This window comes from Agromyces binzhouensis (assembly GCF_042672355.1).
Classification (GTDB): Bacteria; Actinomycetota; Actinomycetes; order Actinomycetales; family Microbacteriaceae; genus Agromyces; species Agromyces binzhouensis.
This window is the reverse complement of record NZ_JBHXVJ010000001.1, coordinates 381950-408610: the sequence shown is the minus strand read 5'-3', so window position 1 is coordinate 408610 and position 26661 is coordinate 381950. Positions and strand designations below refer to the sequence as shown.

The following is a 26661-nucleotide window of genomic DNA, read 5'->3' as shown; positions in this document are numbered from 1 at the left end:
AGGCCGGCCCGACTTCGATTCACTGCTGCGCCCCGCCGCCGAAGAGCCCGGCTCAGGACCGGCGGCGCAGCCCGGCTCCCAGGCGTCTCCCGCGAGCCCCGCCCCCGGATCGTCAACGTCTGCATCGCGCGCGGATGACGACCCCGACCGGCGCTGGGCTCCGCCGGAGGACACCTGGCGGCGCACGGCTGAGGCCGGTGCCGACACCGAGACGTCGACGACGGTCCGGACGCCCGGTCCGGACGACGGCGAAGCGCACCCGCTCGCCGAAGCCTCCGTGCCACGTCCTGCCTCCAGCCCCGGGGCAGGTCCACAGGTGGCGGATGGCGGCGGTGCGAGCGCTCCGCCGAAGGTCGGCCGCTACGACTGGGACGCCGCAACCGCGGCCGCGCTCTCCGATGAGTCCGCGCCCGCGGCGGGTCCGTCGAGCCATCCCCTCCCCCACGGGGACCCGGACAAGCTGCTCGAGGACATCATCCGCGAGATCGTCGGCGATGCGACTGCCGAGACGGTCTCGAGCCTTCAGCAGCCCCGAACCCACTCCGGCCCGGAGGCCGGCTCCCAGGTCGAACCGAGTGCGTCGCAGCCGATGCCGGAGGCCCCGGTCGCACGGACCGCGGCACCCGATCGACCGGGAGCGACGCGCCCGGTCGAGGCGCATCCGCCGGTCGACGTCGACACGAGCGAAGTGGCTGCCGAGGGGGCACGCGAGGCGGCGTCCGTGCCGGCGGAGCCGTATGCTGTCGTGGCGGGTGACGAGGCGGGGGCGGAGCGCCGGGTCGTGGACACCGAGCGCGCAGAGCCGGTCTCCCATCCATTCACCGCAACGACGAGCCATGTCGTCATCGCCGGCCCCCAAGGGTCGGTTTCACGTGAAACATCGGAATCATACGGAGGAACTCCCCTGGCCGATCAGCTTGCCGACGAGACACGGCGCCGACTCGCGCTCGACCAGGCCGTGCTGCCGCTTCCCGCGACCACGAGGGTCTTCACGATCTCGAACCAGAAGGGCGGCGTCGGCAAGACGACCTCCGCCGTGAACCTGGCCGCTGCGCTCGCGCGCGCGGGAGCGCATGTCCTCGTGGTCGACCTCGACCCGCAGGGCAACGCGTCGACCGCGCTCGGCGTCGATCACCGATCCGAGTTGCAGAGCGTCTACGAGGTGCTCGTGTCCGATCTTCCCATCGCCGACGTCGTGCAGCCCTCGACCGAACATGAGAACCTCGACTGCGTGCCGGCCACGATCCACCTCGCCGGTGCCGAGATCGAGCTCGTCTCCCTGGTCGCCCGCGAGCAGCGGCTCCGTCGCGCGCTCGACGCGCACCTCGCGGCGATGGAGCGCCCCTACGATTACGTCTTCATCGACTGCCCGCCCTCGCTCGGACTGCTGACCATCAACGCGTTCGTCGCTGCGCGGGAGGTGCTGATTCCGATCCAGTGCGAGTACTACGCGCTCGAGGGCCTGTCGCAGCTGCTGAGCAACATCGAGCTGATCGAGCGCCACCTGAACCCGGAGTTGCGGCTCACGACGATCCTCCTGACGATGTACGACTCGCGGACGAACCTCGCCCAGCAGGTGGCGCAGGAGGTCCGTGACCACTTCCCCACCCAGACCCTCGACACGATCATTCCTCGTTCGGTCCGGGTCTCCGAGGCCCCCAGCTACGGACAGAGCGTGATCAGCTACGACTTCGCGTCGACCGGCTCCCTCTCCTATCGCGAGGCGGCCGCGGAGATCGCGTGGCGCGGGGCGCAGGATGCGTCCGAACAGAAGGAGTCCCACTGATGGCGACCAAGCGCACGGGTCTCGGCCGCGGAATCGGCGCCCTCATCCCGACCACTGAGGACGCGCCGCCCAGGGTCACACGTCCGGTCGATGTCTTCTTCCCCGACAGCGACGCCCCGACGACCGCGGTCGCCGCGGTCGAGCATGCCGTCGAGGCCAATCTCGTCACGGTCCCCGGAGCGCACCTCGCGCGGCTGAATCCCGATGACATCGTTCCGAACGCACAGCAGCCGAGGTCGGTGTTCGACCCCGAGGACCTCGAGGAGCTCGTGCACTCGGTCCGGGAGTTCGGCGTCCTCCAGCCGATCGTGGTCCGGCCGCACCCCGACGAGCCCGGCAAGTACGAGCTCGTCATGGGTGAGCGTCGCCTGCGCGCGACCAAGGCCGCGGGCCTCGACTCGATTCCCGCCGTGGTCAAGGAGACGGCGAACGAGGCGATGCTCCGCGACGCCCTCCTCGAGAACCTCCATCGCTCGCAGCTCAACCCCCTCGAGGAGGCATCCGCCTACCAGCAGCTGCTGGCGGACTTCGGCATCACCCAGGAGGAGCTCGCGTCGAGGATCGGCCGATCACGCCCGCAGATCTCGAACACGCTCCGGCTGTTGAAGCTCCCCGAGCCGGTCCAGATCCGGGTCGCGGCGGGTGTCCTGACCGCCGGCCACGCCAGGGCGATCCTCGCGGCGGGCGACCCCGAGGCCATGCAGCGACTCGCGGACAAGATCGTCAACGAGGACCTCTCGGTACGCGCCGCGGAGGCGATCGCCGCCTCCGAACCGAAGCCGGCGCGCGTGAAGCCTGCCGCCGGAAAGCGGCAGGAGTTCCTCGACGACCTGTCGACGCGACTCGGCGATCGACTCGACACGCGCGTCAAGATCTCGCTCGGTGCGCGGAAGGGTCAGATCAACATCGACTTCGCGACGGTTCAGGACCTGCGCCGCATCCTGTCGGAGCTCGGCGAGGACCTCGACGGGCTCTGATCGGGCCCCGGCCGAGGTCAGGCTCCGCGCCGCGCGGCCGTGCGGACCAGTGCGTCGTAGACCGTCGCGGCATCCGTGTCGGACGCCTCGATCGCGAGAGGTACGAGTGACGTCTCGGTGAGACCCGGGAGCACGTTCGCCTCGAGGAACCAGGGCGTGCCCTCGTCGTCGACGATGAGATCGACGCGTGACAGATCGCGGAGTCCGAGCGTGCGGTGCGCGGCCAGGGCCGCAGCGGTGGCCCGCTCGACGGCCTCCTCGGACAGCCGGCATGGCGAGAAGAAGGTGGTCTCCCCCGCGTTGTATCGCGCCTGGAACGAGTAGACGCCTGCCGACGGGACGATCTCGACCGCCGTGAGCGCGCGCGGCGCGCCATCCGTCTCGACGACCGCGATGGCGAGTTCGGTTCCGATGACGCGTCGCTCCACGACGGCGATGTCGGCGTAGGTGAACGCATCGACCATCGCGCGAGGGAGGTCGGCGGTCGACTCGACGATGGTGACGCCTTGGGCGGAACCGCCTGAGCCGGGCTTCACCACGAGGTCGCCCGGGAGCGCCTCGCGCACCACCTTGAGCACGCTCGCCGCACCGAGTTCGCGGAACGCCTCGTGCGAGAGCACGATGGACTCGGGCACCGCACCGCCGGCGGCGGCGATGAGCGAGCTCGCGACCGGCTTCGACCACGCGCGCCGCGCCGCCGCGCCGGTCGAGCCGACCGTGGGGATGCGCAGCGCCGCCAGGAGTTCGAGCAGGGTGCCGTCCTCGCCGCTCGAGCCGTGGAGCGCCGGGAACACCACATCGGGTCGATGCTCGGCGAGGTACGGCAGCAGTCCGGCATCGGGATCGCGGAGTTCGACGCGGTGGCCGGCCTCGGCGAGGGCGTCGGCGACGCGTCGCCCGGAGCGGAGCGAGACATCGCGCTCGTGCGAGATGCCACCGGCGAGCACGACGACGGAAAGGCCGGTGGAATCGCTCATGATCAGGGGTTCTCCACTACTTGAGGTCGGTGGGCGGTGCAAGTTCGATGCCGGGTCGATCGGGGAGCTGGAGCGTGCCGGTCCCGGCGAAGGTGTCGAGCAGGTCGAGCTCGCCGTTGACGACGGTCGCCAGACGTCGGATGCCCAGGCGGATGGCATCGGGCGTCGGATAGCAGAACGAGAGCCGCATCGCGTGCCGCCCGCGCCCGTCGGCGAAGAACGCGGTGCCGGGCGTGTAGGCGACGAGTTCGCGGACCGCCCTCGGCAGCATCTGCTTCGAGTCGAGCACGTCGGGCAGCGTCACCCACACGTAGAACCCGCCGTTGGGGTTCGTCCACGAGAGCTGGGGCAGGTACTCCCCCAGCGCCTCGATCATCGCGTCCTTCCGTTCGCGGTAGACACCGCGGAAGGCGTCGACCTGCCCACGCCAGTCGGCCTGCGACAGGTACTCCGAGACGACGAGTTGGCTGAACGAGGACGGGGAGAGGATCGCCGACTCGGCCGCGAGGATGAGCTTCTCGCGGATGGCGTGGGGCGCGAGCGCCCAACCGACGCGGAATCCCGGTGCGAGCGTCTTCGAGAACGATCCCAGGTAGATCACGCCCTCCGGGTCCATCGAGCGCAGGGCGTCGGGAGCGGGCTCGTCGAAGTGGAGGAGCCCGTAGGGGTTGTCCTCGAGCACGAGGATCTCGTTCGCACGGCAGATCTCGAGGATCTCGGGCCGCCGTGCGGCGGAGAGCGTGACGCCCGCCGGGTTGTGGAAGTTCGGGATCGTGTAGAGGAACTTGATGCGACGGCCCTGCCCGCGCAGGTGCGCGATGGTCTCGCGCAGCGCCTCGGGGATGAGACCGTCGTCGTCCATCGCCACGTGCACGACCGACGCCTGGTAGGACCGGAAGACGCCCATGGCGCCGACGTAGGACGGCGCTTCGGCGAGCACGACGTCGCCCGGGTCGAGGAAGAGCTTGGCCACGAAGTCGAGCGCCTGCTGCGATCCGGTCGAGGTCACGACGTTGTCGACCGATGCGCGGATGCCCTCGAGCGACATGACCTCGAGGATGTGCTCGCGGAGTGCCGGGATGCCCTGGCCCGAGCCGTACTGCAGGGCCACGGGGCCCTGTTCGCGCATGGTCCGTTCGAAGGCGGTGGTGATGAGCTCCTGCGGGAGTGCGGACACGAACGGCATGCCGCCGGCGAGCGAGACGACCTCGGGACGCGAGGCGACGGCGAACAGCGCGCGCACCTCGGAGGCGGCGAAGCCGGCGGCTCGGTCGGCGTAGTTCGCGTACCACGGATCGAGGTTGTTGCCGGCCCGCTGGGGCACTCCGTCAGAGGTCACTGCTGGTTCCGTTCTGCTCAGGCATTCCATGCTAGCCAGCAGGACGGAGCAGCCAGGACCGGATGCCGCTGCGTGACGCCCCCGCAGACCCGACGCGACGACGAAGGGCTGTAACCGCGGCATGCGGTTACAGCCCTTCGCGACGAGCGGGGCTCGATCAGCCGATGAACTCGGCGAGGTCCTGCTCGAGGATCGGCTTCGGCTTCGCACCGATGACCGTGCGGACGACCTCGCCGCCCTTGAAGACCTTCATGGCCGGGATGGCCGTGATCTGGTACTTCATGGCGAGGCCCGGGTTCTCGTCGACGTTGAGCTTGACGATGTCGAGCTTGTCCGAGTGCTCGGTCGCGATCTGGTCGAGGATCGGGCTCACCGCGCGACACGGACCGCACCACTCGGCCCAGAAGTCGACGAGGACGGCCTTGTCGTTCTGCAGCACCTCCTGGTCGAAGGTGGCCTCGGATACTGCACGTGCAGTCATTGCGTTCTCCTTTGGTGGAAGCGTCGGTCCGGAGCGTGCGCGGCCATATGTCGATGCCGGTATCCGCCCCGGAGTGGGGTTCTCAGCGAGCGGCGTCCGCGAGGTCGACCGCGACGAGCTCATCGACCTCGGCAGCCTCGGCGGCTGCCGCAGCCGGCTCGCCGTCGGTGTCCTCGAGGGCCGCGAGGTAGTGCTCGGCATCCAGCGCGGCGACCGTGCCGGACCCTGCCGCCGTGACCGCCTGGCGGTACGTCGGGTCGATCACGTCGCCCGCGGCGAACACGCCGGGCACCGAGGTCCGGGAGGAACGGCCGTCGACGGCGATGGTGCCCTCGGCGGTCAGGTCGAGCTTGCCGTGCACGAGGTGCGTCCGCGGGTCGTTGCCGATCGCGACGAACAGGCCGTCGAGGTCGAGCGCGCTCACGTCGCCCGAGACGGTGTCGCGCAGGGTGACACCGGTCACGGCGGTGTCACCGTGGATCGCGGACACCTCGGCGTTCCAGACGAACTCGATCTTCGGGTTGTCGAACGCGCGCTGCTGCATGATCTTCGACGCCTTGAGCTGGTCGCGGCGGTGGATCACGTAGACCTTGTCGGCGAAGCGGGTGAGGAAGGTCGCCTCCTCCATCGCCGAGTCGCCGCCGCCCACGACCGCGATCGTCTTCTCGCGGAAGAAGAAGCCGTCGCAGGTGGCGCACCACGAGAGGCCGTGACCCGAGAGGCGCTCCTCCTCGGGCAGGCCGAGCTTGCGGTAGGCCGAGCCCGTCGCGAAGATGATCGCCTTCGCCTCGTGCTCACCCCCGTTGCCGAGCTTCACGCGCTTGACCGGGCCCTCGACGTCGAGCTCGACGACGTCGTCGTAGACGACCTCGGTGCCGAAGCGCTCCGCCTGGGCCTGCATCTTGCCCATGAGGTCGGGGCCCATGATGCCCTCGGGGAAGCCGGGGAAGTTCTCGACCTCGGTGGTGTTCATGAGTTCGCCGCCGATCTCGACGGAGCTGGCGATGAGCAGCGGCTTCAGCTCGGCGCGGGCCGCGTAGACGGCGGCGGTGAATCCCGCCGGCCCAGACCCGATGATGATGATGTCGCGCAAACCCGCTCCTGTCGTTCCGTGCGATGCCCGCGGCATCCTACTTCGCGGATGCCACGACATGGTGAACACAGTCTAGGCGGCGCCTATTCCGGGCCCCGCGGCGCTCACGGGCGGGTCACAGGCTGGGCGGCGACGGAGCGGATCCGCGGGCTCGCACCCCGCGTCATCCGTCGTCATCGGCGCCGGAGCCGCGCGAGCACGGGCTCGGCGAACCCGCGCAGTTCGGGAGAGCGCAGCAGCCAGAGGATGCCGCCGTAGAGGACCGCCATCGCCGTTCCGGTGATGGCCATGACGAGGATCGCGCCCCACCGGTCGGCGATGGCGAACCCGCCCTCGGCGAAGCCTCCGAACGCCCACACGATCGCGGCGCCGGCGACCCCCGGCACGATCACCGCGGCGAAGTCGCGCGCGAGGCTCGTGAGCACGCGTGTCGCGTCGAGCCGCTCGAGCTTGGGTCGCAGCAGGAGGACGGCGAGTCCGAGCTGGATGGTGCCCGCCACCGTCGTCGACAGCGCGACGCCGACCGCGATCCACTCCACCGGCAGCAGCAGGCACGACAGCGCCGCGACGGTGAACACGACCACCTGGACCAGGGTGAACATGAACGGGGTCCTGGTGTCGCCGAGCGCGTAGAAGGTCCGCTGCACGACGAAGAGGATGCTGAACCCGACGAGTCCGACGGCGAAGGCGATGATCACGTTGCCGAGCGCGGACGCGTTGGCGAAGTTCCCCGGCTGGAAGACCGCCGCGAACGGGTAGGCGACCACGACGAGGACGGCCGAGGCGAGCATGAGGATGAGGCCGACGGCGCGCACGGCGCCCGAGAGGTCGGAGCGGACCCGGTCGAGCTCGCCGTCGCGTGCGTGCTCGCTCATGCGCGTGAAGTAGGCGGTCGCGATCGAGACCGTGATGACCGAGTGCGGCAGCATGAAGATCAGCCACGCGTTCTCGATCGCGGCGACCGACGCCCCCTGCTCGGACGCCGTGCTCACGACCCGCGTCTGAACGATGCCGGCGAACGTCGTCAGCAGCAGCATCCCGAACGTCCACCCCGCCATGCGCCCCGCGGACCGCAGGCCGACGCCGCGCCAGCGGAAGTCGGGTCGGTAGTGCAGGCCGATCCGACGCCAGAACCAGAACAGCACGAGCGCCTGGGCCGCGATGCCGAGCGTCGCGGACCCGGCGAGGAGCGCGATCATGCCCGGAGTCCAGTCGGCGGCGGAACGGGTGCCGGCGGGATCGAAGCCGAACAGCATGCCGAAGGCGACGAGGCCGATGAGTGCGACGACGTTGTTCAGGACCGGCACCCACGTGAACGGCCCGAAGCTCCGACGCGCGTTCAGCACCTCGCCGAGCAGCGTGTAGAGCCCGTAGAAGAAGATCTGGGGCAGGCACCAGAACGCGAAGGCGGTCGCGAGCGCGAGGGTGTCCGGCGCGAAGCCACCGCCGTAGAGCCAGGCCAGCACCGGCGCGAGCGCCGTCGCGACCACGGTCGCCGCGCCGATCACGACGAGCGCAAGCGTGACGAGCTTGTTGATGTAGGCGCTGCCGCCGTCGGCGTGGGCGGCCGCGCGGACGATCTGCGGCACGAGGACGGCGGAGAGCACGCCGCCCGCGACGATCACGTAGACCGTGTTGGGCAGGCCGTTCGCGACGGCGAACGCGTCGGCGCTCGCCGAGCCGACGACGCCGATGGTCGCGGCGAGGACGATCGCCTTCAGGAACCCGAGCAACCGCGAGACGATCGTGCCCGACGCGAGGAACAGGCTCGCCCGGGCGATGCGGTCGTCAGCCATGCGTGGGGTCCTCCGGTCGGGCGGGTTCCGGCTCGTGCTCGGGCGCGGGTTCGGCCTCAGGCTGGGACTCGGGCCCGGACTGAGCTCCCGCCGTCGCGGCGCGCTCGCGTCGGCGACGCAGGATCGTGCGCAGGATGCCGGCACCGAAGACGACCACCGCGAGGACCGCGAGCACGGTCGCACCGACGCCCTCCCAGTCGGCGTGGACGTTCGCCGGGATCCGGACGATCGAGCCGAGCGGCGTGCCGCCGGGTGACGCGAGCGAGACCTCGAGGGTGACCTCGCCGCTGCCGACTCCGGCCGCGACGGGGACCTGGACCGTGCGACGACTCTCGCCCTCGACGGTCGCCTCGACGGTGTCCTCGACGAGCAGCCGGCCGTTGGACGGGTCGACCGTGACGACGACGTTCACCGGATACGGGAGGTCGTTCTCGACCGTGATCGGGATGCCGGTCTCGCTGGCGACGACGAGCACGCTGCTCGTGGGAACGGCGGAGACCGAGTCCGTGATCGCGCGCTGGTCGATCAGCCATCGGCCGACGGCCTCGGTCCACTCGGTGGGAGCATCGAGCCATTCCACGGCCAGGAGCGCGAGGAGGTCGCGTCGCGTCGGTGCGGTGAGCAGCGTCGGATCGTCGAGCACGTCCGAGAACTCCTCGACCGCGAGCTCGGCGCCGAGCATGCGATCGACGTTCCCGAGTCGCTGGGCCTCCTCAGGCAGCGAGACGAGCGTGCGCGGGACCGGCGGTGCACCGACCGCCTCGGCGAGCGTCGCCGGGCGCGACCAGCTGGACGCATCCAGCACGGCGATCGTCTCGCCGACGCGGTCCGCGTCGGCCCCGGCCGACCGGTCGAACGTGGCGACGAGGGTCGTCGAAGCGTCGTCGCGTCCGAGCGCCAGTTCGGCGATCAGGCGAGACGCGGCGCTGCGCCACTCCGCGTCGGTCTGGGCGGCCGCGGCGACCCGGAGCGGCTCCTGCAGCCGCCTGTCGGCGACGACCGCCCCGCGACCGTCGATGGTCGCGGCTGCGTTCGCCGCCCCGCCCGTCGGCTCGACGTTCCCGGGGGCCAGGATCGCGGTCGTCAGTCCGCCGGCCGCGAAGCGGTCGAGGTCGCCGGCTGCCACGGTGTCGTCGGCCGGCCAGGCGAGGTCGGTCCGGGTGAAGTCCCAGTCGAGCAGCTCCGCATCGGTGGGCGCCTCGCCGGGCGCCGTCGTCGCACCGGCGGGGCCCTGCGGTTCGGCGAAGTCGGCGGGGTCGACGCTGTCGGCGAAGCCGATCGGTTCGAGCGGTGCGTCGAGCCCGGCCTGCGACTGCGCGGCGAGGTCGGCGTCGGCGTATGCGAGGGGGAAGACCTCGTTCGGCATCTCCGCGAGTGCCTCGAGCCAGGCCACGGCCGACTCCGGGGCGGAGGATCCGAGCGCGCGGATCGACAGGGGGATGCGCGGGTCGATGCCCACCGCGACCCCGGCCCCCGACACGGCCTCGAGCTGGCGGGTGAGCAGCCCGGTCGGGCCCGTCCACGACGCCAGCCGATCGGCGGGGAGGATGCCGCCCTCGTTCGCCGGCACCGTGAGCGGGGAGACGAGCGCGAGCCCGGGGCGATCGTCGTCGGCCACGAGCGTGTTCGCGACGGCCGTGGTGCCGGCCGCGACATCCGTGCCGCCCGACTCGAGCGACGCGGCGAGCCCGATCGCCGGGTCGCCGGCGGCGGTGGCTCCGGCGGGGACCGTGAACCGCAGCGTCGTGACCGCGCCCACGGGGAGGGCGTCGGTGGTGCGCTCGGAGACGGTCCGGGCGGACGCCGGCAGACCGACGTCGGCGGTCCACGCGTCGAGGTCGGCGGTGTCGTCGATGCCCGATGCGGCGACGCCGATCGAGAGCGTCCCGGCGGCGAGGGCGCTGTCTCCGCCGTTCACGATCTCGACGACCACGTCGATCGGCGCACCGCCGGCCACCGAGGTGCCGCCGGCCGGGGCGACGCTCACGAGGACTCCGCCGACGGGCTCGGCCGCGAGGGCGGCCGACGGACCGGTCGGGCCGTCGATCGGCGCGACGGCGCCGGCGAGGCCGAGGGCCACGGCGGCGGCCCCGGCGGAGAGGAGGGCGAGGAGTCGGCGCAGGCGTCGCGGAGGGGTCGACTCGGCCGGCATGGAGGCGATTCTACGGTGACGGACCCGGGAGGTCGTGGGGCGTCGCCGGGCTGCCGCGGCCGCCGGACGCGGCGCACCGCGGGCACCCTGCCTAACATGGAGCAATGCAGAGTGTCGCGGAGGCCCTCGACCGGCTCGCGGGTCTGGCGGCCTCGCCGACGGTCGCCACGCTGGCCGACGCCTTCCGGGCGGCCGGATTCGAGCTGGCCCTGGTCGGCGGCCCGGTACGCGACGCGTTCCTCGGTCGAGCGACGAACGACCTCGACTTCACGACGGATGCCACGCCCGACGAGATCCTCGCCGTGGTGAAGCCCGTCGCCGAGGCGCACTGGGACATCGGGCGCGCGTTCGGCACCATCGGCGCGATCGTCCACGGCCACACGGTCGAGATCACGACCTACCGCGCCGACGCCTACGACGGCACCTCCCGCAAGCCCGAGGTCGTGTTCGGCACCTCGCTCGAGGACGACCTCGTGCGGCGCGACTTCACGGTCAACGCGCTCGCACTGCGCCTGCCCCAGCGCACCCTCGTCGACCCGTCGGGCGGAGTCGAGGACCTCGTCGCCCGGGTGCTGCGGACGCCCGCAGCGCCCGAGGTCTCGTTCGGCGACGACCCCCTGCGGATGATGCGGGCCGCGCGCTTCGCGGCCCAGCTGGGCTTCGAGGTCGAACCGGACACCCTCGCCGCGATGGCCGCGCTCGCGCCCGAGATCGACCGGATCTCCGCCGAGCGGGTGCGGGACGAGCTGTCGAAGCTCCTGTGCACGGGCGCCGCGAGCCGCGGCATCCGCCTGCTCGTCGACAGCGGGATCGCGGCGCGCGTGCTCCCCGAGGTCCCGGCACTGCGGCTCGAGATCGACGAGCACCACCACCACAAGGACGTCTACGAGCACAGCCTGACCGTGCTCGACCAGGCCGTCGACTACGAGGTCTCGCGCGGGGTGCTGGCCTCCCCCGACCTCGTGGTTCGCCTCGCGGCGCTGCTGCACGACATCGGCAAGCCCGCGACGCGGAGGCTCGAGCCGGGCGGTGCCGTGTCGTTCCACCACCACGACATGGTGGGCGCGAAGCTCGCGAAGAAGCGCCTGCGTGCGCTGCGGTTCGACAACGACACCATCAAGGCGGTGTCGCGGCTCATCGAGCTGCACCTGCGGTTCTTCGGGTACACGGATGGCGCGTGGTCCGACTCGGCGGTGCGCCGGTACGTGCGCGACGCGGGCGACCAGCTCGAGCGGCTCCACATCCTGACGCGGGCGGATGTCACGACCCGCAACCGCCGCAAGGCCGATCGCCTCGGGTTCGCGTACGACGACCTCGAGGAGCGCATCGCCCGGCTCGCCGAGGAGGAGGAGCTCGCGGCCGTGCGCCCCGAGCTCGACGGGCAGCAGATCATGGAGATCCTCGGCGTCCGCCCGGGTCCGGTGGTCGGCGAGGCGTACCGGCACCTGCTCGAGGTGCGTCTCGACGAGGGCCCGATCGGGCCGGATGCCGCGCGCGAGCGCCTGCTCGCCTGGTGGGCCGCCCGCGGCGACGCCTGAGCCACCTCCCGCCGCCGATGTGCGCGGTGCCGAGGCATCCGTTACACTTGACAGGTTGTCTGCGTGCCCGAATCCGGGCCTCCGCAGTTCGACGCATGAACACCCTCCTGTCACAGAACGTCTGTGACCGCTGAGTCCGAAGGAGGTGGGTCTGTCATGCACCAGTATGAGCTGATGGTCATCCTCGATCCGTCGATCGACGAGCGCACCGTTGCTCCGAGCCTCGACAAGTTCCTCAACGTCATCCGCAACGATGGCGGCACCGTCGACAACGTCGACATCTGGGGCAAGCGTCGCCTGGCGTACGAGATCGACAAGAAGTCCGAGGGCATCTACGCCGTCGTCGACTTCACCGCCGAGTCCGCGACCACCAACGAGCTCGACCGCCAGCTGAACCTCAGCGAGGCCGTCATGCGCACGAAGGTGCTCCGCGCCGAGGAGGCGATCGCCCAGGTCGCCGCCGTGAAGAAGGCCGAGGAGGCGAAGGCCGCGAAGAAGGCCGCCGCCGCCGCGAAGGCCACCGCCAAGAAGGACGCCTAGTCCCCATGGCCGGCGAGACCGTCATCACCGTGGTGGGCAACCTCACCGCCGACCCCGAGCTGCGCTACACGCAGAGCGGACTGGCTGTCGCGAACTTCACGATCGCGTCGACGCCCCGCACGTTCGACCGTCAGGCGAACGAGTGGAAGGACGGCGAGGCCCTCTTCCTGCGTGCGAGCTGCTGGCGTGAATTCGCCGAGCACGTCGCCGGATCGCTCACCAAGGGAACCCGGGTCATCGCTTCCGGACGTCTCAAGCAGCGCTCCTACGAGACGAAGGAGGGCGAGAAGCGCACCAGCATCGAGCTCGAGGTCGACGAGATCGGCCCGAGCCTGCGCTACGCCACCGCGTCCGTGACGCGCGCCCAGTCCAACCGCGGCGTCGGCGGCGGCGGCGGAGGAGGCGGCTCCTTCGGGGGCGCCCAGCAGTCCTCCGACGACGCGTGGGCGCCGAGCGCGCCCGCCCAGTCCTCGGGCGGCGGCGACGTCTGGAACACCCCGGGCACCAACTACGGCGACGAGACGCCCTTCTAGGCCGCCAGGCCGGCGACGGATGCCACGTGGCATCCGCTCGCACCCGAAACTCACACACGATTAGGAAAGAACCATGGCTGGAAAGAGCAGCGGCGACCGCCGCAAGCCTCGCGGCGGCAAGGGCGCGAAGAACGCCGCCCCCGCGAAGTCCGTCAAGGTCGGCGTCATCGACTACAAGGATGTCGCGACCCTTCGGAAGTTCATCTCGGAGCGCGGCAAGATCCGCGCCCGTCGCATCACCGGTGTCTCCGTGCAGGAGCAGCGCCTCATCGCCCGCGCAGTGAAGAACGCGCGCGAGATGGCGCTCCTGCCCTACTCGGGCTCCGGCCGCTAAGGAGCACGGAAATGGCAAAGATCATCCTCACGCATGAGGTCTCCGGTCTCGGCGAGGCCGGCGACGTGGTCGAGGTCAAGAACGGGTACGCCCGCAACTACCTCGTCCCCCAGGGCTTCGCGACCCCGTGGACCCGTGGCGGCCAGAAGCAGGTCGACCAGATCAAGGCCGCGCGTGCCGCGCGCGAGCTGCACTCCCTCGAGGACGCACAGGCCCTCAAGGCCAAGCTCGAGTCGGCGAAGGTCAGGCTTGCCGTCAAGGCCGGCCTCGGCGGCCGCCTGTTCGGCTCGGTCAAGCCCGCGGATGTCGCGTCGGCCGTCGCCGACGCCGGCCTCGGCGAGATCGACAAGCGCAAGGTGGAGTTCACCGCTCCGGTGAAGTCGGTCGGCGACCACGAGGTCACCGTCAAGCTGCGCGACGAGGTCACCGCGACGGTCACCCTCCAGGTGGTCGCGGCGAAGTAGTCGCTTCCGACGCACGTACGACGCGGCGGTGGGCTGAGGCCCCCGCCGCGTCGTCGTTCTGCGTGCCGTTCGGGGTCGCCCTACACCCGTCGGTCCGGCCGCCGCAAGTCCGCATTTCGGGGTGCTGTCCTCAGGTTTGTACACAGGAGGGCGGAAGCGGCGGAGGGAAAACGGAAGAATTTTCCCCCCACAGGTGTGGATTCGAGAAACCGCAGGTCAAGCACGAATTCACGCCATGTCATTCACAAGATTTCCACAGTTCTCCACAGGGACTGTGCACATGTTCCACGGCGTTTCGCCCACGTCCTCCACAGAGTTATCCACAGGGCGGCTTGTGCTGCGGGAACCCCTTCCTTATGGTGAGTCAGTCTCCTTCGGAATGACGCCGTGAACGGGCCCCGCCAGAGCCGTTCGACGAGGTGTCGGGGGGTCCGGCGAGACTGGTCGCGGGGCGATGGATCATGCCCGGCGGGCGAGCGGAGGTAGGAATTGTCGATCGCGCATCTGGGGATCGCCGAGCCGGTCGACGAGGCCGAGTCCCGTCGCGGCGAGCGGACCCCGCCGCACGATCTCCTCGCCGAGCAGAGCGCGCTCGGCGGCATGATGCTCTCGAAGGACGCGGTCGCCGACGTCATCGAGACGCTCCGCGGAATCGACTTCTACGTGCCCAAGCACGAGGTGGTCTTCAACGCCATCCTCGCGCTGTACTCCCACGGCGAGCCCACCGACGTCATCGCCGTCACCGATGAGCTCACCAAGAACGGCGAGCTGCAGCGGGCGGGCGGCGTCGAGTACCTGCACACGCTCACGAGCCTCGTGCCGACGGCGGCGAACGCCGGGTACTACGCCTCGATCGTCGCCGAGCGGGCGCTCCTGCGCCGCCTCGTCGAGGCCGGCACGCGCATCGTGCAGATGGGCTACGCGGGCGAGGGCGAGGTCGTCGAACTCGTCAACAACGCCCAGGCCGAGATCTACTCGGTCACGGGCTCGGTCGAGAGCGAGGACTACGTCCCGCTGACCGACGCGATCGGCACCGCGATCGACGAGATCGAGGCGGCGAAGCACACCGACGGCAAGATGACCGGCGTGCCGACCGGCTTCGCCGACCTCGACGACCTCACCAACGGCTTCCACCCCGGGCAGATGATCATCGTCGCCGCGCGTCCGGCGATGGGAAAGTCGACGCTCGCGCTCGACTTCGCCCGGTCGGCGGCGATCACGCACGACCTGCCGACGATCTTCTTCTCGCTCGAGATGGGGCGCAGCGAGATCGCGATGCGACTGCTCTCGGCCGAGGCATCCGTGCCCCTGCAGAACATGCGCAAGGGCACCGTCGACTCGCGCGACTGGACCACCATCGCCTCGACCCGCGGCCGCATCAACGACGCACCGCTCTACATCGACGACTCCCCCAACATGACGCTCGTCGAGATCCGGGCCAAGTGCCGCCGCCTCAAGCAGCGCGTGGGCCTCAAGATGGTCGTCATCGACTACCTGCAGCTCATGACGAGCGGCAAGCGCGTCGAGAGCCGGCAACAGGAGGTCTCGGAGTTCTCGCGTGCGCTGAAGCTGCTGGCCAAGGAGCTCCAGGTGCCCGTGCTCGCGCTGTCGCAGCTGAACCGCGGTCCCGAGCAGCGCGCCGACAAGATGCCGGCGCTCTCCGACCTCCGCGAATCGGGTTCGATCGAGCAGGACGCCGACATGGTGATCCTGCTGCACCGCGAGTCGGCGTACGAGCGCGACAGCCCGCGCGCGGGCGAAGCCGACCTCATCGTCGCCAAGCACCGCAACGGACCGACCCGCACCGTGACCGTGGCCTTCCACGGCCACTTCTCGCGGTTCGCCGACATGGTGCAGGTGTAGCCGAGCTGCCCCCACTGCGCGCGGCCCGTCCCCGACGGGCCGCGCGCTCGCTGCCACCACTCGTCGAGCGCCTCGGCCACCGGCCCGCCGTTCGAGCGGCTCCGGCGTCGTCGTCGGCATCCGCGGGTGCAGAGCACTGCTCACCCGCCGAAACGGACGACGACCGGCGTCAGTGGACGCCGCGGAACCTGGCGGCGCCGACGATCAAGGCCAGTGCCCCGCCGATCGCCGAGACCAGCGGCACCGCGGCCACCGCGAGGGCGATCGTGTTCGGCCGGAAGCGCAGGCCGTCGGGGCCGTTGATGTACGCGCCGATCGGCACGGAGAACCCGCCGCCCCCGCCGCCGCTGCCCTCGCCGTGCCCGGCCACGGCCCTGCCGCCCTCCGGCATGTCGCCGGAGCCCTCGCCCGCGCCGAAGCCGAAGACGACGAACGCGACCGGCACCGCCTCCTGCCCGTCGACTGTGGCCTTCTCGCCGTACGCCATGCGTGCGCCCCACGAGGGGACCGATTCCGCCAGGTTCTCGATGAGCTTCCCCATGGGATCCGACCGTACGCGCCTTCCGACGACGCGGCCAGATGCGGACGATGAAGCGTCGATCGACGGCGCGGCCGGTGATGAGGATCTCGGGCTGATCGCCCGTCACGGCCCGGCGTCGCCGGTCGGGCCGAGCAGGTCGCGGACCACGGCCCGACCGACGCGATCGCCGGAGACGAGCGCGCCCTGGATCGACGCGGTGTCGCGGTGGTCGCCGGCGACGTAGAGCCCGTCGCCCAGCCGTGCGGGGTGCCGCGTGCGGAGGGGTGGGAGCTGCGCGGGGAGCGCGTCGTGGAGGTCGTCGCGTCGGAGCAGGCTCCAGCCGGAGGCATCCGTCGCCCAGATCTCGCCGAGGTGGCGGCGCACGTCCGCCTCCGTGGGGGCCGCAGCGGGGTCGGTGCGTGCGGCCCGCGGGAGCAGGTTCGTCGCCGCGACGAGGTGCATCCCGCTCGGCGCCGAGGCGGGGACGGTGTGCGAGAGCACGACCGCGTTCACGATCGGGCCGGCTCGGCGCCCGTCGACGGCGAGCATGGCGGACGCCGTGGGCGGCTCGGTGGCCGCGAACCACCGGGTCTGCAGCCCGCGCGTCTGCGGAGCCGGCACGTCGACGAGGCTCGCGACGGCCTCCGGGCCGACGGCGACGACGACGGCGGATGCCGCGACGCTCGAGCCGTCGGCGAGGTCGAGGTGCACCCGGCCCGCCGGCCGGCGCGGTCCGATCCGCTCGACGGCGGCCCCCGTGCGCACGTCCGCTCCGGCGACGCGCGCCGCCGCCGCGAGCTGCGCGGGCAGCGCGCCGATACCGGCGGCGGGCAGTCCGGGCCCGCCGAGTGCGAACATGCGCATGAGCAGGCGCACGAACGCGTCGGAGGTGTCGCCGCGGTCGTCGGCGAGGACGCCGGCGAGGAACGGTTCGAGGACCTCGGTGCGGAGCGGGCCGCGCAGGCCGAGACGGTCCCAGGCCTCGGCGAGGGGCCGGTCGGGTCCGGCGATCACCGAGCGCGGCCGCACGATCACCGGGGCGAGCCACCGCACGACGGCGGCGAGGTCGCGGGGCGCCAGCAGCCCACTGCGCAGCGTGGCCGCCAGTGAGCCCGGATGCCGCAGCGGGTGCGCGAGCACCGCGACATCCGCCCCCGTCGACCTGCGAACCGCGACGCCGACCGGGAACCTCCGCAGGTCGAGGGCGTCGACGTCGACCCAGCGACGCACCGCCGGGTAGGCCGGGTTCAGCACCTGGAAGCCGCGGTCGAGGCGGAAGCCGTCGACCTCGTCGGTGCGCTGGCGGCCGCCGACCTCGTCGGCCGCCTCGAGCACGGTGACGCCGAGGCCGGATGCGGCGACGCGGGCCGCGCAGCGGAGCCCCGCGAGGCCGGCGCCGACGACCACGACGTCGGTCTCGTCCGACCCGCTCACGTCCACCAGCCCGTCCGCCGCCCGCTCAGCCGAGCAGCTCCTGCGAGACCTCGTCGATCGCGCGGTCGAGGATCTCGACGCCGAGGTCGATCTCCGCCTCGCTCGAGGTGAGCGGCGGTGCGATGCGGAACGTCCCGCCCATGCCGCGCAGCTGGACCACGTTCATGTGCAGGCCGAGCTCGAGGCACCGCCGGGTGACCCCCGCACCGAGCTCGTCCGACCCCTCCTTCGTCTCGCGGTCGAGGACGAGCTCGACACCCTGCAGCAGCCCGCGGCCGCGGACGTCGCCGACGACCTCGTGCCGGGCCTGCAGGTCGAGGAGCCCGGCCCGGAGCCGGTCGCCGAGCGTGGCGGCCCGCTCGTCCATCCGATCGCGCTCGAGCACGTCGAGCACCGTGTTGCCGACGGCCGCGACGAGCGGATCCGACACGTGCGTCGTGAAGAAGAGGAACCCGCGATCGGCGGCCTCGGCCTCGATCTCGGCACTCGTGACGACGGCCGCCAGCGGCAGCCCGGCGCCGAGCGTCTTCGACAGCGTGAGGATGTCGGGCACGACGCCGTCGCGCTCGAACGCGTACCACGTGCCCGTCCGGCACATCCCGGTCTGCGCCTCGTCGAGGATCAGCAGCATCCCCCGTTCCCGGCACTTCGCCTGCAGTGCGGCGAGGTAGCCGAGGGGCGGCTCGATGATGCCGCCCGAGCTCAGTATCGGCTCGACGATGCACGCCGCGAGGCTGCCGACCGACTGGGCGTCGACGAGCGCGAAGGCGTGGTCGAGCTGCTTCCGCCAGTCGAACGCGCCGTCGGGCGTCGTGAAGTCGGGCCGGTAGGCGTTGGGGGTGGGGATGGCGAAGTTGCCCGGCGCCGTCGGGCCGTAGCCCTTGCGGCCCGAGCTGTAGGTGGCACCGGCGGCTGCCGCCGTCATGCCGTGCCATGATCCGGCGAACGAGACGATCTCGTGCCGCCCGGTGACGAGCTTCGCCATCCGGATCGCCGCCTCGTTCGACTCGGCGCCAGTGGTGAGGAGCAGCACCTTCTCGAGCGGGTCGGGCAGGGAGTCGGCGAGGCGGCGGGCGAGGTCGACGACCGGGCGGGAGAGCATGCCGCTGAACAGGTGGTCGAGCGTCGCCACCTGCCGGCTGACCGTCGCCACGATCTCGGGGTGCGCGTGGCCGAGGATCGAGCTCATCTGCCCCGACGTGAAGTCGAGCAGGCGCCGCCCGCCTTCGGTCTCGATCCAGCTGCCCTCGGCGCGCACGATGACCTCGGGCGTGAACCGGCCGCCGTAGCGGATGAGGTGACGGTCCACGTCGGACCAGAACGCGTCATCGCCGGCGCCGGAGCGGTGGCGGGAGGATTCGGCGAGCGACATGACGCGACGCTAACGCACGGGCCCCGGAGCATCCAGAGCCCGCGGCGAACAGGCCCGCTTGTGTCGGGGCGGATCGCGGCCTACCATATCCACGCGCGATAATCGAAAGACACATTCTATTATCGAACGCAACGACATCACATCACGACGACGTGAGGAGCACACGTGCAGTTCCACCACCACGGATACGTGTCCGGCGATCCCCGGGTGAAGCCCGCCGCCGGCGTCGGCATCGACCGCCCCGGGGAACTGCCCGACGAGGTCGATGTGCTCGTCGTCGGCTCGGGCCCGGCCGGGATGCTGCTCGGCGCGCAGCTCTCGCAGTACCCCGATGTCGTCACCCGCGTCATCGAACGCCGTGACGGGCGACTCGTGCTCGGCCAGGCCGACGGCATCCAGCCGCGCAGCGTCGAGACGTTCCAGGCGTTCGGGTTCGCCGAGCGCATCATCGCCGAGGCCTACAACATCGGCTACATGAACTTCTGGGGTCCCGACCCGGCAGACCCGAACACCATCATCCGGACCTCCCGCACCGAGGACTACGGATACAAGATCAGCGAGTTCCCGCACCTCATCGTCAACCAGGCGCGCGTGCTCGACTACTTCGCCGAAGCCGCCGCCAACGGGCCGGGCCGCATCGTGCCCGACTACGGCGTCGAGTTCACCGGACTCACCGTGCACGAAGACGGCTCCGAATCCGCGGGCGACCACCCCGTCGAAGTCCGCGTGCGCTACACCGCCGGCGAGCGCGCCGGCGAGGAGCGCACGGTGCGCGCCAAGTACGTCGTGGGCTGCGACGGCGCCCGCAGCGGAGTCCGCCAGGCGATCGGCCGCAAGCACGTCGGGGGCAGCTCGGCGCATGCGTGGGGCGTCATGGACGTGGTCGTGAACACCGACTTCCCCGACTGGCGCACGAAGTGCGCGATCAACTCCGTTGCGGGCAACATCCTGCACATCCCCCGCGAGGGCGGGTACCTCTCCCGCATGTACATCGACCTCGGCGAGGTGGCCGACGACAGCCACGAGGTGCGCCGGACGCCGATCGAGACGATCATCGCCAAGGCCAACGACATCCTGAACCCGTACACGCTCGACGTGCGCAACGTCGCCTGGTTCAGCGTCTACGAGGTCGGTCATCGGGTCACCGACCACTTCGACGATCGCGAAGAGGGGGAGGATGCCGCTCCGCGGGTGTTCCTCACCGGTGACGCGTGCCACACGCACAGCGCGAAGGCCGGCCAGGGCATGAACGTCTCGATGCAGGACGGGTTCAACCTCGGGTGGAAGCTCGGCTCGGTCGTCACCGGCCGGGCCCCCGCCGACCTGCTCGCGACCTACTCGGCGGAACGGCAGCCGGTCGCGCAGCAGCTGATCGACTTCGACCGCGAATGGTCCTCGCTCATGGCGCGCAAGCCGGAGGAGATCTCGGACCCGCAGGAACTGGCCAAGCACTACCTCGGCACCGCCGAGTTCCCGTCGGGGTTCATGACGCACTACGGCCCGTCGATGATCACCGGCGACGCGGCGCACCAGGCGCTCGCCACCGGGTTCCCGATCGGCATGCGCTTCAAGTCGTCGCCGGTGTCGCTCGTGTGCGACGGGAACGTCGTGCACCTGGGCCACCACGCGAGGGCCGACGGACGATGGCGGATCTACGCGTTCGCCGACGCGCCCGCTGCCGGCGAGGCATCCGCCCTCGCGGACTGGGCGGAATGGATGGCGTCGCCCGACGCCCCGCTGGCGCGGTACACGCCGGACGGGCTCGACGTCGACGCCGTGTTCGACGTCAAGGTGATCTACCAGCAGCCGCACGAGGGCGTCGACATCATGGCCGCGCCGGAGGTGTTCCGGCCGAGGACCGGGCCGTTCGCCCTCATGGACTGGGAGAAGGTGTTCGCGGCCGGGCCGAGCACGTGGTGCCCCACCGACATCTTCGACGAGCGGGGCATCTCACGCGACGGTGCCGTCGTCGTGGTGCGGCCCGACCAGTACGTGGCGAACGTCCTGCCGCTCACGGCGACCGACGACCTCGCGGCGTTCTTCGCGCAGCACCTGCTGCCGCAGCGGGCGGTGACGGATGCCTCGGCCGACCCGGCCGTCGAGGGCGACCTCGTCAGCCGCTGAGCGGGTGCCGAGCTTCGATCGATCGACCCGTCACCGCGCGCGGCGCGCTCAGGCCCCGTAGCTGCGGGACACCGCGCGCGCCGCGGCGGCGAGCCGTTCGGCGATCTCGCCCTCCGGCCGCGGCATCGACACGTGGATGACCGCGATGGCCGCGGGCGGCTGGCCCGGCAGGGTGAGCGGCACGGCGACCGACCGGAGCGAGGGCACGACCTCGTCGTGGCTCAGCGCGTAGCCGCGGGCGCGGCTCTCGGCGATCTCGGCGCGCAGGGCGTCGGGCACGTCGACCGGCCAGGCGCTCTCGGGCATGGCGAGCAGGATCGCCTTGCCGGGACCGCCGCGGGTGATCGGATGCCGGTGGCCCGGACGGTACGAGACGACCGTCATGGTGTGCCGCGGGGCTGCGCTGAGCAGCGTGACGGCCTCCTCGTTGTCGGCGAGCACCGCGATGAGGCAGGTCATGCCGAGCTCGTTCGCGACCTCGGTGAGCTCGGGCAGTGCGACCTGCTGCAGGTCGCGAGCGACGCCGGCGGCGAGGGCGGCGAGCCCGGTGCCGAGCGCGAGCCGGCCGGCTGCGTCGCGCGTGACGAGCGTGTGCTCCTCGAGGGTGCGCACGAGCCGGTACGCGACCGAACGGTGCACGCGCAGGGCGGCGGCGACCTCGTCGATCGTCAGGTTGCGGTCGGCGTCGGCGAGCACCTCGAGCACGCGGATGCCCCGGCTCAGCGTCTGCGATCCGGCCGGCGCGGTCGGCTTGCCTGCGTCCACGTCGATCCTCCGTCACGTCGCCGCCCGAGCCGGAAGAACGCGGGCACTCGGTCGATAGTAGAACGCGTTGCGCGGAATCCGAACGGCCGGTGGCATCACGCGAGTAGGCTGACCGGCGTGAGCGGGTTCTCACGCGAGGAGGCGGCCGGCCGCGCCGGCGTCGACGTCACGTACGTCGAGCGCTTGGTGAGCCTCGGCATCATCGCACCCACGGGGCAGGATCGCTTCTCGGCGGGCGATGTGCGACGGATCCTGATGGCACGGTCGCTCGAGGAGGTCGCCATTCCGCTGGAGCGACTCGCCACTGCGCTCGAGCACGGCGCCCTCTCGCTCGGGTTCTTCGACGCGGAGGCGTACGAGCGATTCGCTCCGCTCACCGGCGAGACGTTCCAGCAGGTCAGCGAGCGCACCGGGGTGCCGATCGACCTCCTCACGACGATCCGTGAGGCGATCGGCTCGCCGTTGCCCTCACCCGACGACCTCATGCGCGAGGACGAGATGGCCGTGGTGCCCTTCCTCGAACTGCAGATCGCCGAGGGGTTCCGGCCGGCATCCATCGAGCGACTGCTCCGCGTCCAAGGCGAGAGCACCCGACGGATGGCGGAGGCCGAAGCGGCGTGGTGGAACGCCGAGGTCGTCGAGCCGGCCATGGCGGCGGGCAGATCGGCGGACGAGATCGGCAACCCCGAGTTCGCAGATCGGAGCACCCCGCTCGCGGAACGGGCGATGCTCGGCCTCTACCACGCGCAGCAGGCGCGGGCGTGGACGTCGAACATCATCGAGGGCTTCGAGGTGCTGATGGCGAGGGCCGGCATCCACAGCCACCTCGAACGGCCGCCGGCGATCTGCTTCTTCGACATCACCGGGTACACGCGACTCACCCAGGAGCGCGGCGACGAGGCCGCCGCCGACCTGGCCGCGACGCTCGCGCGCCTCGTGCAGCGCGGCTCGGTGCGGCACGGCGGCAAGCCCATCAAGTGGCTGGGCGACGGCGTCATGTTCCACTTCCGCGAACCCGGGCCCGCGGTGCGGGCGGGGCTCGAGATGGTGGACGAGCTGACGACGGCCGGGTTGCCGCCGGCCCACGTCGGCCTCCACACCGGCCCGGTGCTCTACCAGCAGGGCGACTACTTCGGTCAGACGGTGAACCTCGCATCGCGCATCGCCGACTACGCGCGACCGGGCGAGGTCCTCGTCACCCAGGCGGTCGCCGACGCCGGCGACGAGGAGGGCATCAGCTACCGCGACGTCGGACCAGCGGAGCTCAAGGGCGTGCCGGGCGCGATGCACCTCTTCCGCGCCGAGTTCGCCTGAGGGCGGCCGACCCCGCACCGGCTCTTTCCGATTCGCGAAAGAATGCGGGGTCTTTCCGCGTCGAGGAGCACGAAACATGGAGTCGGCGCCATCCGGGCACCTAAAGTGATCGCGTGCAGCACCGTCGCCGCTCCGGCCCCCACCGGACGACGTGCTCGCACGGACCCGTCCACGAGGTGCCGCATCGCACCGACCCGTGGTCGGGCGATGAGAGGGAGTACGCATGACGCGCATCGGCGTCGTCACCGAGCAGGGCTCGGAGACCCGGGTCGCCGCCACGCCGGCGACCGTGAAGCAGTTGATCGGGCTCGGCTACGAGGTCGTCGTCGAGGCGGGAGCGGGCGAGGCGTCGTCGTTCCCGGACGACGCGTACGTCGCTGCGGGCGCCGGACTCGTCACGCGCGAGGCCGCGTTCGCGAGCGAGATCGTGCTCAAGGTCAACCCGCCCGCCCCGGACGAGATCGCGGCGCTCTCCCCCGGCACCACGCTCATCGGCCTGCTCAGCCCCGCGCTGCGACCCGACCTCGTCGAGGCGCTCGCCGCGCGCGGCGTCACGGCACTCGCGCTCGACGCGGTGCCGCGCATCTCGCGCGCGCAGTCCATGGACGTGCTGAGCTCGATGGCGAACATCGCCGGCTACCGCGCGGTCGTCGAGGCCGCGCACGAGTTCGGCCGCTTCTTCACCGGGCAGGTGACGGCGGCGGGCAAGGTGCCGCCCGCGAAGGTGCTCGTCGCCGGTGCGGGCGTCGCCGGCCTCGCGGCGATCGGGGCCGCGTCCAGCCTCGGTGCGATCGTGCGCGCGACCGACCCGCGGCCCGAGGTCGCCGACCAGGTCAAATCGATCGGCGGCGAGTACCTGAAGGTCGAGGTCGAGGTCGAGCAGTCCACCGACGGGTACGCGAAGGCGACGAGCGAGGCGTACGACCGGCGCGCGGCCGAGATCTACTCGGAGCAGGCGCGCGACGTGGACATCGTGATCACGACGGCCCTCATCCCGGGTCGTCCCGCGCCGCGCCTGATCACCGCGGCGGATGTCGCGAGCATGAAGCCCGGCAGCGTCATCGTCGACATGGCGGCGGGCATGGGCGGCAACGTCGAGGGCTCGGTCGCGGGCGAGCGGGTCGTCACGCCGAACGGGGTCGTCATCCTCGGCTACACCGACCTCGCCTCGCGCCTGCCCACCCAGGCGTCGCAGCTCTACGCCACGAACCTCGTGAACCTCGTCAAGCTCCTCACGCCGGGCAAGGACGGCGAGCTCGTGGTCGACTTCGACGACGTCGTGCAGCGGTCGGTCACGGTCGTCCGGGACGGCGAGACGACGTGGCCGCCGCCGCCCGTGCAGGTCTCGGCGGCGCCCGCCGCGACCGCGGCGAAGACGGATGCCGCGGCATCCGTCGACCGCCCGAAGCCGAAGCGGCAGCTCTCCCCAGCCGGGCGCGCCGCGCTCATCGGGGTCGGGATCGCGGGGCTGTTCCTGCTCAACGCCCTCGCCCCCCAGCCGCTCCCACAGCACATCACGGTGTTCGTGCTCGCGGTGGTGGCGGGCTTCTACGTGATCAGCAAGGTCGCCCACGCGCTGCACACGCCGCTCATGAGCGTGACCAACGCGATCTCGGGCATCATCATCGTCGGCGCCATCGTGCAGGTCACCAGCGAGGTCCTCGCGGTGCAGGTCCTCGCGTCGATCGCCATCCTGATCGCCAGCATCAACGTCTTCGGCGGGTTCGCGGTGACTCGGCGAATGCTCTCCATGTTCGCCAAGGGCGACCGGGCGAGCAGCTGAGCCGCGGACCGACCGAAGACGTCATCGAGGAGCCCCCTGTTGCCTGAGTCCCTGACCCCCGAATCGATCGCCGGAGCCGCGTACATCGTCGCGGCCCTGCTCTTCATCCTCAGCCTCGCCGGGCTGAGTCGCCACGAGACCGCACGAGCCGGTGTCGGCTACGGCATCGCCGGCATGACCATCGCGCTCGTCGCCACGATCTGGGTGACGTTCCAGGGCGCGTGGGACCAGCCCGGCACCCTGCTCGGCCTCGGCCTGCTCGTCGTCACCGTGCTCATCGGCGGGTCGATCGGCCTGTGGCGCGCGCGCATCGTCGAGATGACGGGCATGCCCGAGCTGATCGCGCTGCTGCACAGCTTCGTCGGCCTGGCGGCCGTGATCGTCGGATGGAACGGTCACCTCGACCCGCCGGCGCTCGACGGCTCGCTCGCCGACATCCACCACGCCGAGGTCTTCATCGGGATCTTCATCGGCGGGGTGACCTTCACGGGCTCGATCGTCGCGTTCCTGAAGCTCTCGGCGCGCATGAAGTCGGCGCCGCTCGTGCTGCCCGGGAAGAACGTGCTCAACCTCGGCGCGCTGGTCGTGTTCGTGGGCCTGACCGTCTGGTACGTCATGGACTCGCAGCTCTGGCTGCTGGTCCTCGTGACGGCGCTCGCGTTCGCACTCGGCTGGCACCTCGTCGCCTCGATCGGCGGCGGCGACATGCCCGTCGTGATCTCGATGCTCAACAGCTACTCCGGCTGGGCGGCGGCCGCGGCCGGCTTCCTCCTGAACAACGACCTCCTGATCGTGACCGGCGCGCTCGTGGGCTCGTCGGGTGCCTACCTCTCGTACATCATGTGCAAGGCGATGAACCGCTCGTTCATCTCCGTGATCGCGGGTGGCTTCGGCATCGAGGCGCCCGCCAGGGCCGACAGCGACCTCGGGGAGTACAGCGAGATCCAGGCGGTGGACGCCGCGGAGATGCTGAAGGGCGCGAGCAGCGTGATCATCACGCCGGGCTACGGCATGGCGGTCGCGCAGGCCCAGTACCCGGTTGCAGAGCTGACGGCGAAACTGCGCGAGCGCGGCATCGACGTGCGCTTCGGCATCCACCCCGTCGCCGGCCGCCTGCCCGGGCACATGAACGTGCTGCTCGCCGAGGCGAAGGTGCCGTACGACATCGTCGAGGAGATGGACGAGATCAACGACGACCTGGCGGCGACCTCGGTCGTGCTCGTCATCGGCGCGAACGACACGGTGAACCCCGCCGCGGCCGAGGATCCGGGCAGCCCCATCGCGGGCATGCCGGTGCTGCGGGTCTGGGAGGCCGACAACGTCATCGTGTTCAAGCGCTCGATGTCGACCGGCTACGCCGGGGTGCAGAACCCGCTGTTCTTCCGCGACAACGCGCAGATGCTGTTCGGCGACGCGAAGGAGCGCGTCGAGGACATCCTGAAGTCGCTCTGACGCAGACGGCCGGTCGGTGACCGG

22 protein-coding genes are annotated in these 26661 nt (G+C 71.2%); 12 read left to right on the top strand and 10 right to left on the bottom strand.

Features of this window, described 5'->3' with window-relative positions:
- The first annotated feature begins 844 nt into the window (after window positions 1-844).
- Together ACFVHK_RS01995 and ACFVHK_RS01990 are read left to right on the top strand one after the other, a co-directional pair.
- Window positions 845-1786 carry a ParA family protein gene (locus ACFVHK_RS01995; protein ID WP_376927650.1) on the top strand — a complete coding sequence of 314 codons (942 nt, stop codon included), beginning with the start codon at window positions 845-847 and terminating at the stop codon, window positions 1784-1786.
- Window positions 1786-2763 carry a ParB/RepB/Spo0J family partition protein gene (locus ACFVHK_RS01990; RefSeq protein WP_376927351.1) on the top strand — a complete coding sequence of 326 codons (978 nt, stop codon included), beginning with the start codon at window positions 1786-1788 and terminating at the stop codon, window positions 2761-2763. The genes ACFVHK_RS01995 and ACFVHK_RS01990 overlap by 1 nt, the downstream gene beginning before the upstream one ends.
- Window positions 2764-2780: 17 nt before the next feature.
- On the opposite strand, the gene ACFVHK_RS01985 is transcribed toward ACFVHK_RS01990, so the two are convergent.
- From ACFVHK_RS01985 to ACFVHK_RS01960, 6 genes are all read right to left on the bottom strand, one after another.
- A complete protein-coding gene (locus tag ACFVHK_RS01985; RefSeq protein ID WP_376927350.1) occupies window positions 2781-3740 on the bottom strand; it encodes a D-alanine--D-alanine ligase family protein in 960 nt (319 codons plus the stop codon).
- 16 nt (window positions 3741-3756) lie between these two features.
- Window positions 3757-5079 carry an aminotransferase-like domain-containing protein gene (locus ACFVHK_RS01980; protein ID WP_449224244.1) on the bottom strand — a complete coding sequence of 441 codons (1323 nt, stop codon included), beginning with the start codon at window positions 5077-5079 and terminating at the stop codon, window positions 3757-3759.
- A 157-nt stretch (window positions 5080-5236) separates the two neighbouring features.
- Window positions 5237-5560, bottom strand: a complete 324-nt coding sequence (trxA, locus tag ACFVHK_RS01975; RefSeq protein WP_129233079.1) for a thioredoxin — start codon at window positions 5558-5560, stop codon at window positions 5237-5239.
- A gap of 82 nt (window positions 5561-5642) precedes the next feature.
- Entirely contained in the window at window positions 5643-6653 is a 1011-nt protein-coding gene (gene trxB / locus ACFVHK_RS01970) for a thioredoxin-disulfide reductase (protein WP_376927348.1), read from the bottom strand.
- A 173-nt stretch (window positions 6654-6826) separates the two neighbouring features.
- Window positions 6827-8449: a murein biosynthesis integral membrane protein MurJ gene (gene murJ, locus ACFVHK_RS01965; RefSeq protein ID WP_376927347.1), complete on the bottom strand. Its 1623-nt coding sequence runs from the start codon at window positions 8447-8449 to the stop codon at window positions 6827-6829.
- Complete coding sequence (locus tag ACFVHK_RS01960; RefSeq protein ID WP_376927346.1) at window positions 8442-10601, bottom strand: DUF6049 family protein; 2160 nt, start codon at window positions 10599-10601, stop codon at window positions 8442-8444. Before ACFVHK_RS01960 ends, murJ begins: the two co-directional genes overlap by 8 nt.
- Before the next feature lie 104 nt (window positions 10602-10705).
- Here ACFVHK_RS01960 and ACFVHK_RS01955 point away from each other — a divergent pair, with 104 nt between their 5' ends.
- The 6 genes from ACFVHK_RS01955 (at window position 10706) to dnaB (ending at window position 15873) form a co-directional block, all read left to right on the top strand.
- Entirely contained in the window at window positions 10706-12139 is a 1434-nt protein-coding gene (locus ACFVHK_RS01955) for a CCA tRNA nucleotidyltransferase (RefSeq protein WP_376927345.1), read from the top strand.
- A 156-nt stretch (window positions 12140-12295) separates the two neighbouring features.
- Window positions 12296-12679: a 30S ribosomal protein S6 gene (gene rpsF / locus ACFVHK_RS01950; protein ID WP_129234311.1), complete on the top strand. Its 384-nt coding sequence runs from the start codon at window positions 12296-12298 to the stop codon at window positions 12677-12679.
- A 5-nt stretch (window positions 12680-12684) separates the two neighbouring features.
- On the top strand, window positions 12685-13212 hold the full coding sequence (locus tag ACFVHK_RS01945; protein WP_376927344.1) for a single-stranded DNA-binding protein: 528 nt from the start codon (window positions 12685-12687) through the stop codon (window positions 13210-13212).
- A gap of 73 nt (window positions 13213-13285) precedes the next feature.
- On the top strand, window positions 13286-13546 hold the full coding sequence (gene rpsR / locus ACFVHK_RS01940) for a 30S ribosomal protein S18 (RefSeq protein ID WP_067947514.1): 261 nt from the start codon (window positions 13286-13288) through the stop codon (window positions 13544-13546).
- 11 nt (window positions 13547-13557) lie between these two features.
- Complete coding sequence (gene rplI, locus ACFVHK_RS01935) at window positions 13558-14010, top strand: 50S ribosomal protein L9 (RefSeq protein ID WP_129234313.1); 453 nt, start codon at window positions 13558-13560, stop codon at window positions 14008-14010.
- Between the two features lie 489 nt (window positions 14011-14499).
- Window positions 14500-15873, top strand: a complete 1374-nt coding sequence (gene dnaB, locus ACFVHK_RS01930; protein WP_129234314.1) for a replicative DNA helicase — start codon at window positions 14500-14502, stop codon at window positions 15871-15873.
- A 169-nt stretch (window positions 15874-16042) separates the two neighbouring features.
- On the opposite strand, the gene ACFVHK_RS01925 is transcribed toward dnaB, so the two are convergent.
- The 3 genes from ACFVHK_RS01925 to ACFVHK_RS01915 all read right to left on the bottom strand — a co-directional run bounded on the left by ACFVHK_RS01925 (window position 16043) and on the right by ACFVHK_RS01915 (window position 19199).
- Window positions 16043-16414, bottom strand: coding sequence for a hypothetical protein (locus ACFVHK_RS01925; protein WP_376927343.1), 372 nt, complete (start codon window positions 16412-16414; stop codon window positions 16043-16045).
- 102 nt (window positions 16415-16516) lie between these two features.
- Window positions 16517-17833, bottom strand: coding sequence for an FAD-dependent oxidoreductase (locus ACFVHK_RS01920; RefSeq protein WP_376927342.1), 1317 nt, complete (start codon window positions 17831-17833; stop codon window positions 16517-16519).
- A 19-nt stretch (window positions 17834-17852) separates the two neighbouring features.
- Window positions 17853-19199 (bottom strand): aspartate aminotransferase family protein, encoded by a 1347-nt coding sequence (locus tag ACFVHK_RS01915; RefSeq protein ID WP_376927341.1) that lies wholly within the window; start codon window positions 19197-19199, stop codon window positions 17853-17855.
- Between the two features lie 165 nt (window positions 19200-19364).
- Here ACFVHK_RS01915 and ACFVHK_RS01910 point away from each other — a divergent pair, with 165 nt between their 5' ends.
- Window positions 19365-21323: an FAD-dependent monooxygenase gene (locus ACFVHK_RS01910; RefSeq protein WP_376927340.1), complete on the top strand. Its 1959-nt coding sequence runs from the start codon at window positions 19365-19367 to the stop codon at window positions 21321-21323.
- 48 nt (window positions 21324-21371) lie between these two features.
- Here ACFVHK_RS01910 and ACFVHK_RS01905 read toward each other — a convergent pair whose 3' ends face one another.
- Window positions 21372-22088: an IclR family transcriptional regulator gene (locus tag ACFVHK_RS01905; protein WP_376927339.1), complete on the bottom strand. Its 717-nt coding sequence runs from the start codon at window positions 22086-22088 to the stop codon at window positions 21372-21374.
- Window positions 22089-22205: 117 nt separating this feature from the next.
- Between ACFVHK_RS01905 and ACFVHK_RS01900 the strand changes: the two genes are divergently transcribed.
- From ACFVHK_RS01900 to pntB, 3 genes are all read left to right on the top strand, one after another.
- The gene (locus ACFVHK_RS01900) at window positions 22206-23402 is read left to right on the top strand and encodes an adenylate/guanylate cyclase domain-containing protein (RefSeq protein ID WP_376927338.1); all 1197 of its coding nucleotides are present in this window, start codon (window positions 22206-22208) and stop codon (window positions 23400-23402) included.
- A 223-nt stretch (window positions 23403-23625) separates the two neighbouring features.
- Window positions 23626-25185 carry a Re/Si-specific NAD(P)(+) transhydrogenase subunit alpha gene (locus tag ACFVHK_RS01895; RefSeq protein WP_376927337.1) on the top strand — a complete coding sequence of 520 codons (1560 nt, stop codon included), beginning with the start codon at window positions 23626-23628 and terminating at the stop codon, window positions 25183-25185.
- A gap of 39 nt (window positions 25186-25224) precedes the next feature.
- Entirely contained in the window at window positions 25225-26637 is a 1413-nt protein-coding gene (gene pntB, locus ACFVHK_RS01890) for a Re/Si-specific NAD(P)(+) transhydrogenase subunit beta (protein ID WP_376927336.1), read from the top strand.
- The last annotated feature ends 24 nt before the right edge of the window (window positions 26638-26661 follow it).

Bases quoted from the DNA above. Each gene is read 5' to 3' on its own strand.
- ACFVHK_RS01990 (WP_376927351.1), top strand. From the start codon at position 1,786: ATGGCGACCAAGCGCACGGGTCTCGGCCGCGGAATCGGCGCCCTCATC.
- ACFVHK_RS01985 (WP_376927350.1), bottom strand. From the start codon at position 3,740: ATGAGCGATTCCACCGGCCTTTCCGTCGTCGTGCTCGCCGGTGGCATC.
- trxA (WP_129233079.1), bottom strand. From the start codon at position 5,560: ATGACTGCACGTGCAGTATCCGAGGCCACCTTCGACCAGGAGGTGCTG.
- murJ (WP_376927347.1), bottom strand. From the start codon at position 8,449: ATGGCTGACGACCGCATCGCCCGGGCGAGCCTGTTCCTCGCGTCGGGC.
- ACFVHK_RS01960 (WP_376927346.1), bottom strand. From the start codon at position 10,601: ATGCCGGCCGAGTCGACCCCTCCGCGACGCCTGCGCCGACTCCTCGCC.
- ACFVHK_RS01955 (WP_376927345.1), top strand. From the start codon at position 10,706: ATGCAGAGTGTCGCGGAGGCCCTCGACCGGCTCGCGGGTCTGGCGGCC.
- rpsF (WP_129234311.1), top strand. From the start codon at position 12,296: ATGCACCAGTATGAGCTGATGGTCATCCTCGATCCGTCGATCGACGAG.
- ACFVHK_RS01945 (WP_376927344.1), top strand. From the start codon at position 12,685: ATGGCCGGCGAGACCGTCATCACCGTGGTGGGCAACCTCACCGCCGAC.
- rpsR (WP_067947514.1), top strand. From the start codon at position 13,286: ATGGCTGGAAAGAGCAGCGGCGACCGCCGCAAGCCTCGCGGCGGCAAG.
- rplI (WP_129234313.1), top strand. From the start codon at position 13,558: ATGGCAAAGATCATCCTCACGCATGAGGTCTCCGGTCTCGGCGAGGCC.
- ACFVHK_RS01925 (WP_376927343.1), bottom strand. From the start codon at position 16,414: ATGGGGAAGCTCATCGAGAACCTGGCGGAATCGGTCCCCTCGTGGGGC.
- ACFVHK_RS01915 (WP_376927341.1), bottom strand. From the start codon at position 19,199: ATGTCGCTCGCCGAATCCTCCCGCCACCGCTCCGGCGCCGGCGATGAC.
- ACFVHK_RS01895 (WP_376927337.1), top strand. From the start codon at position 23,626: ATGACGCGCATCGGCGTCGTCACCGAGCAGGGCTCGGAGACCCGGGTC.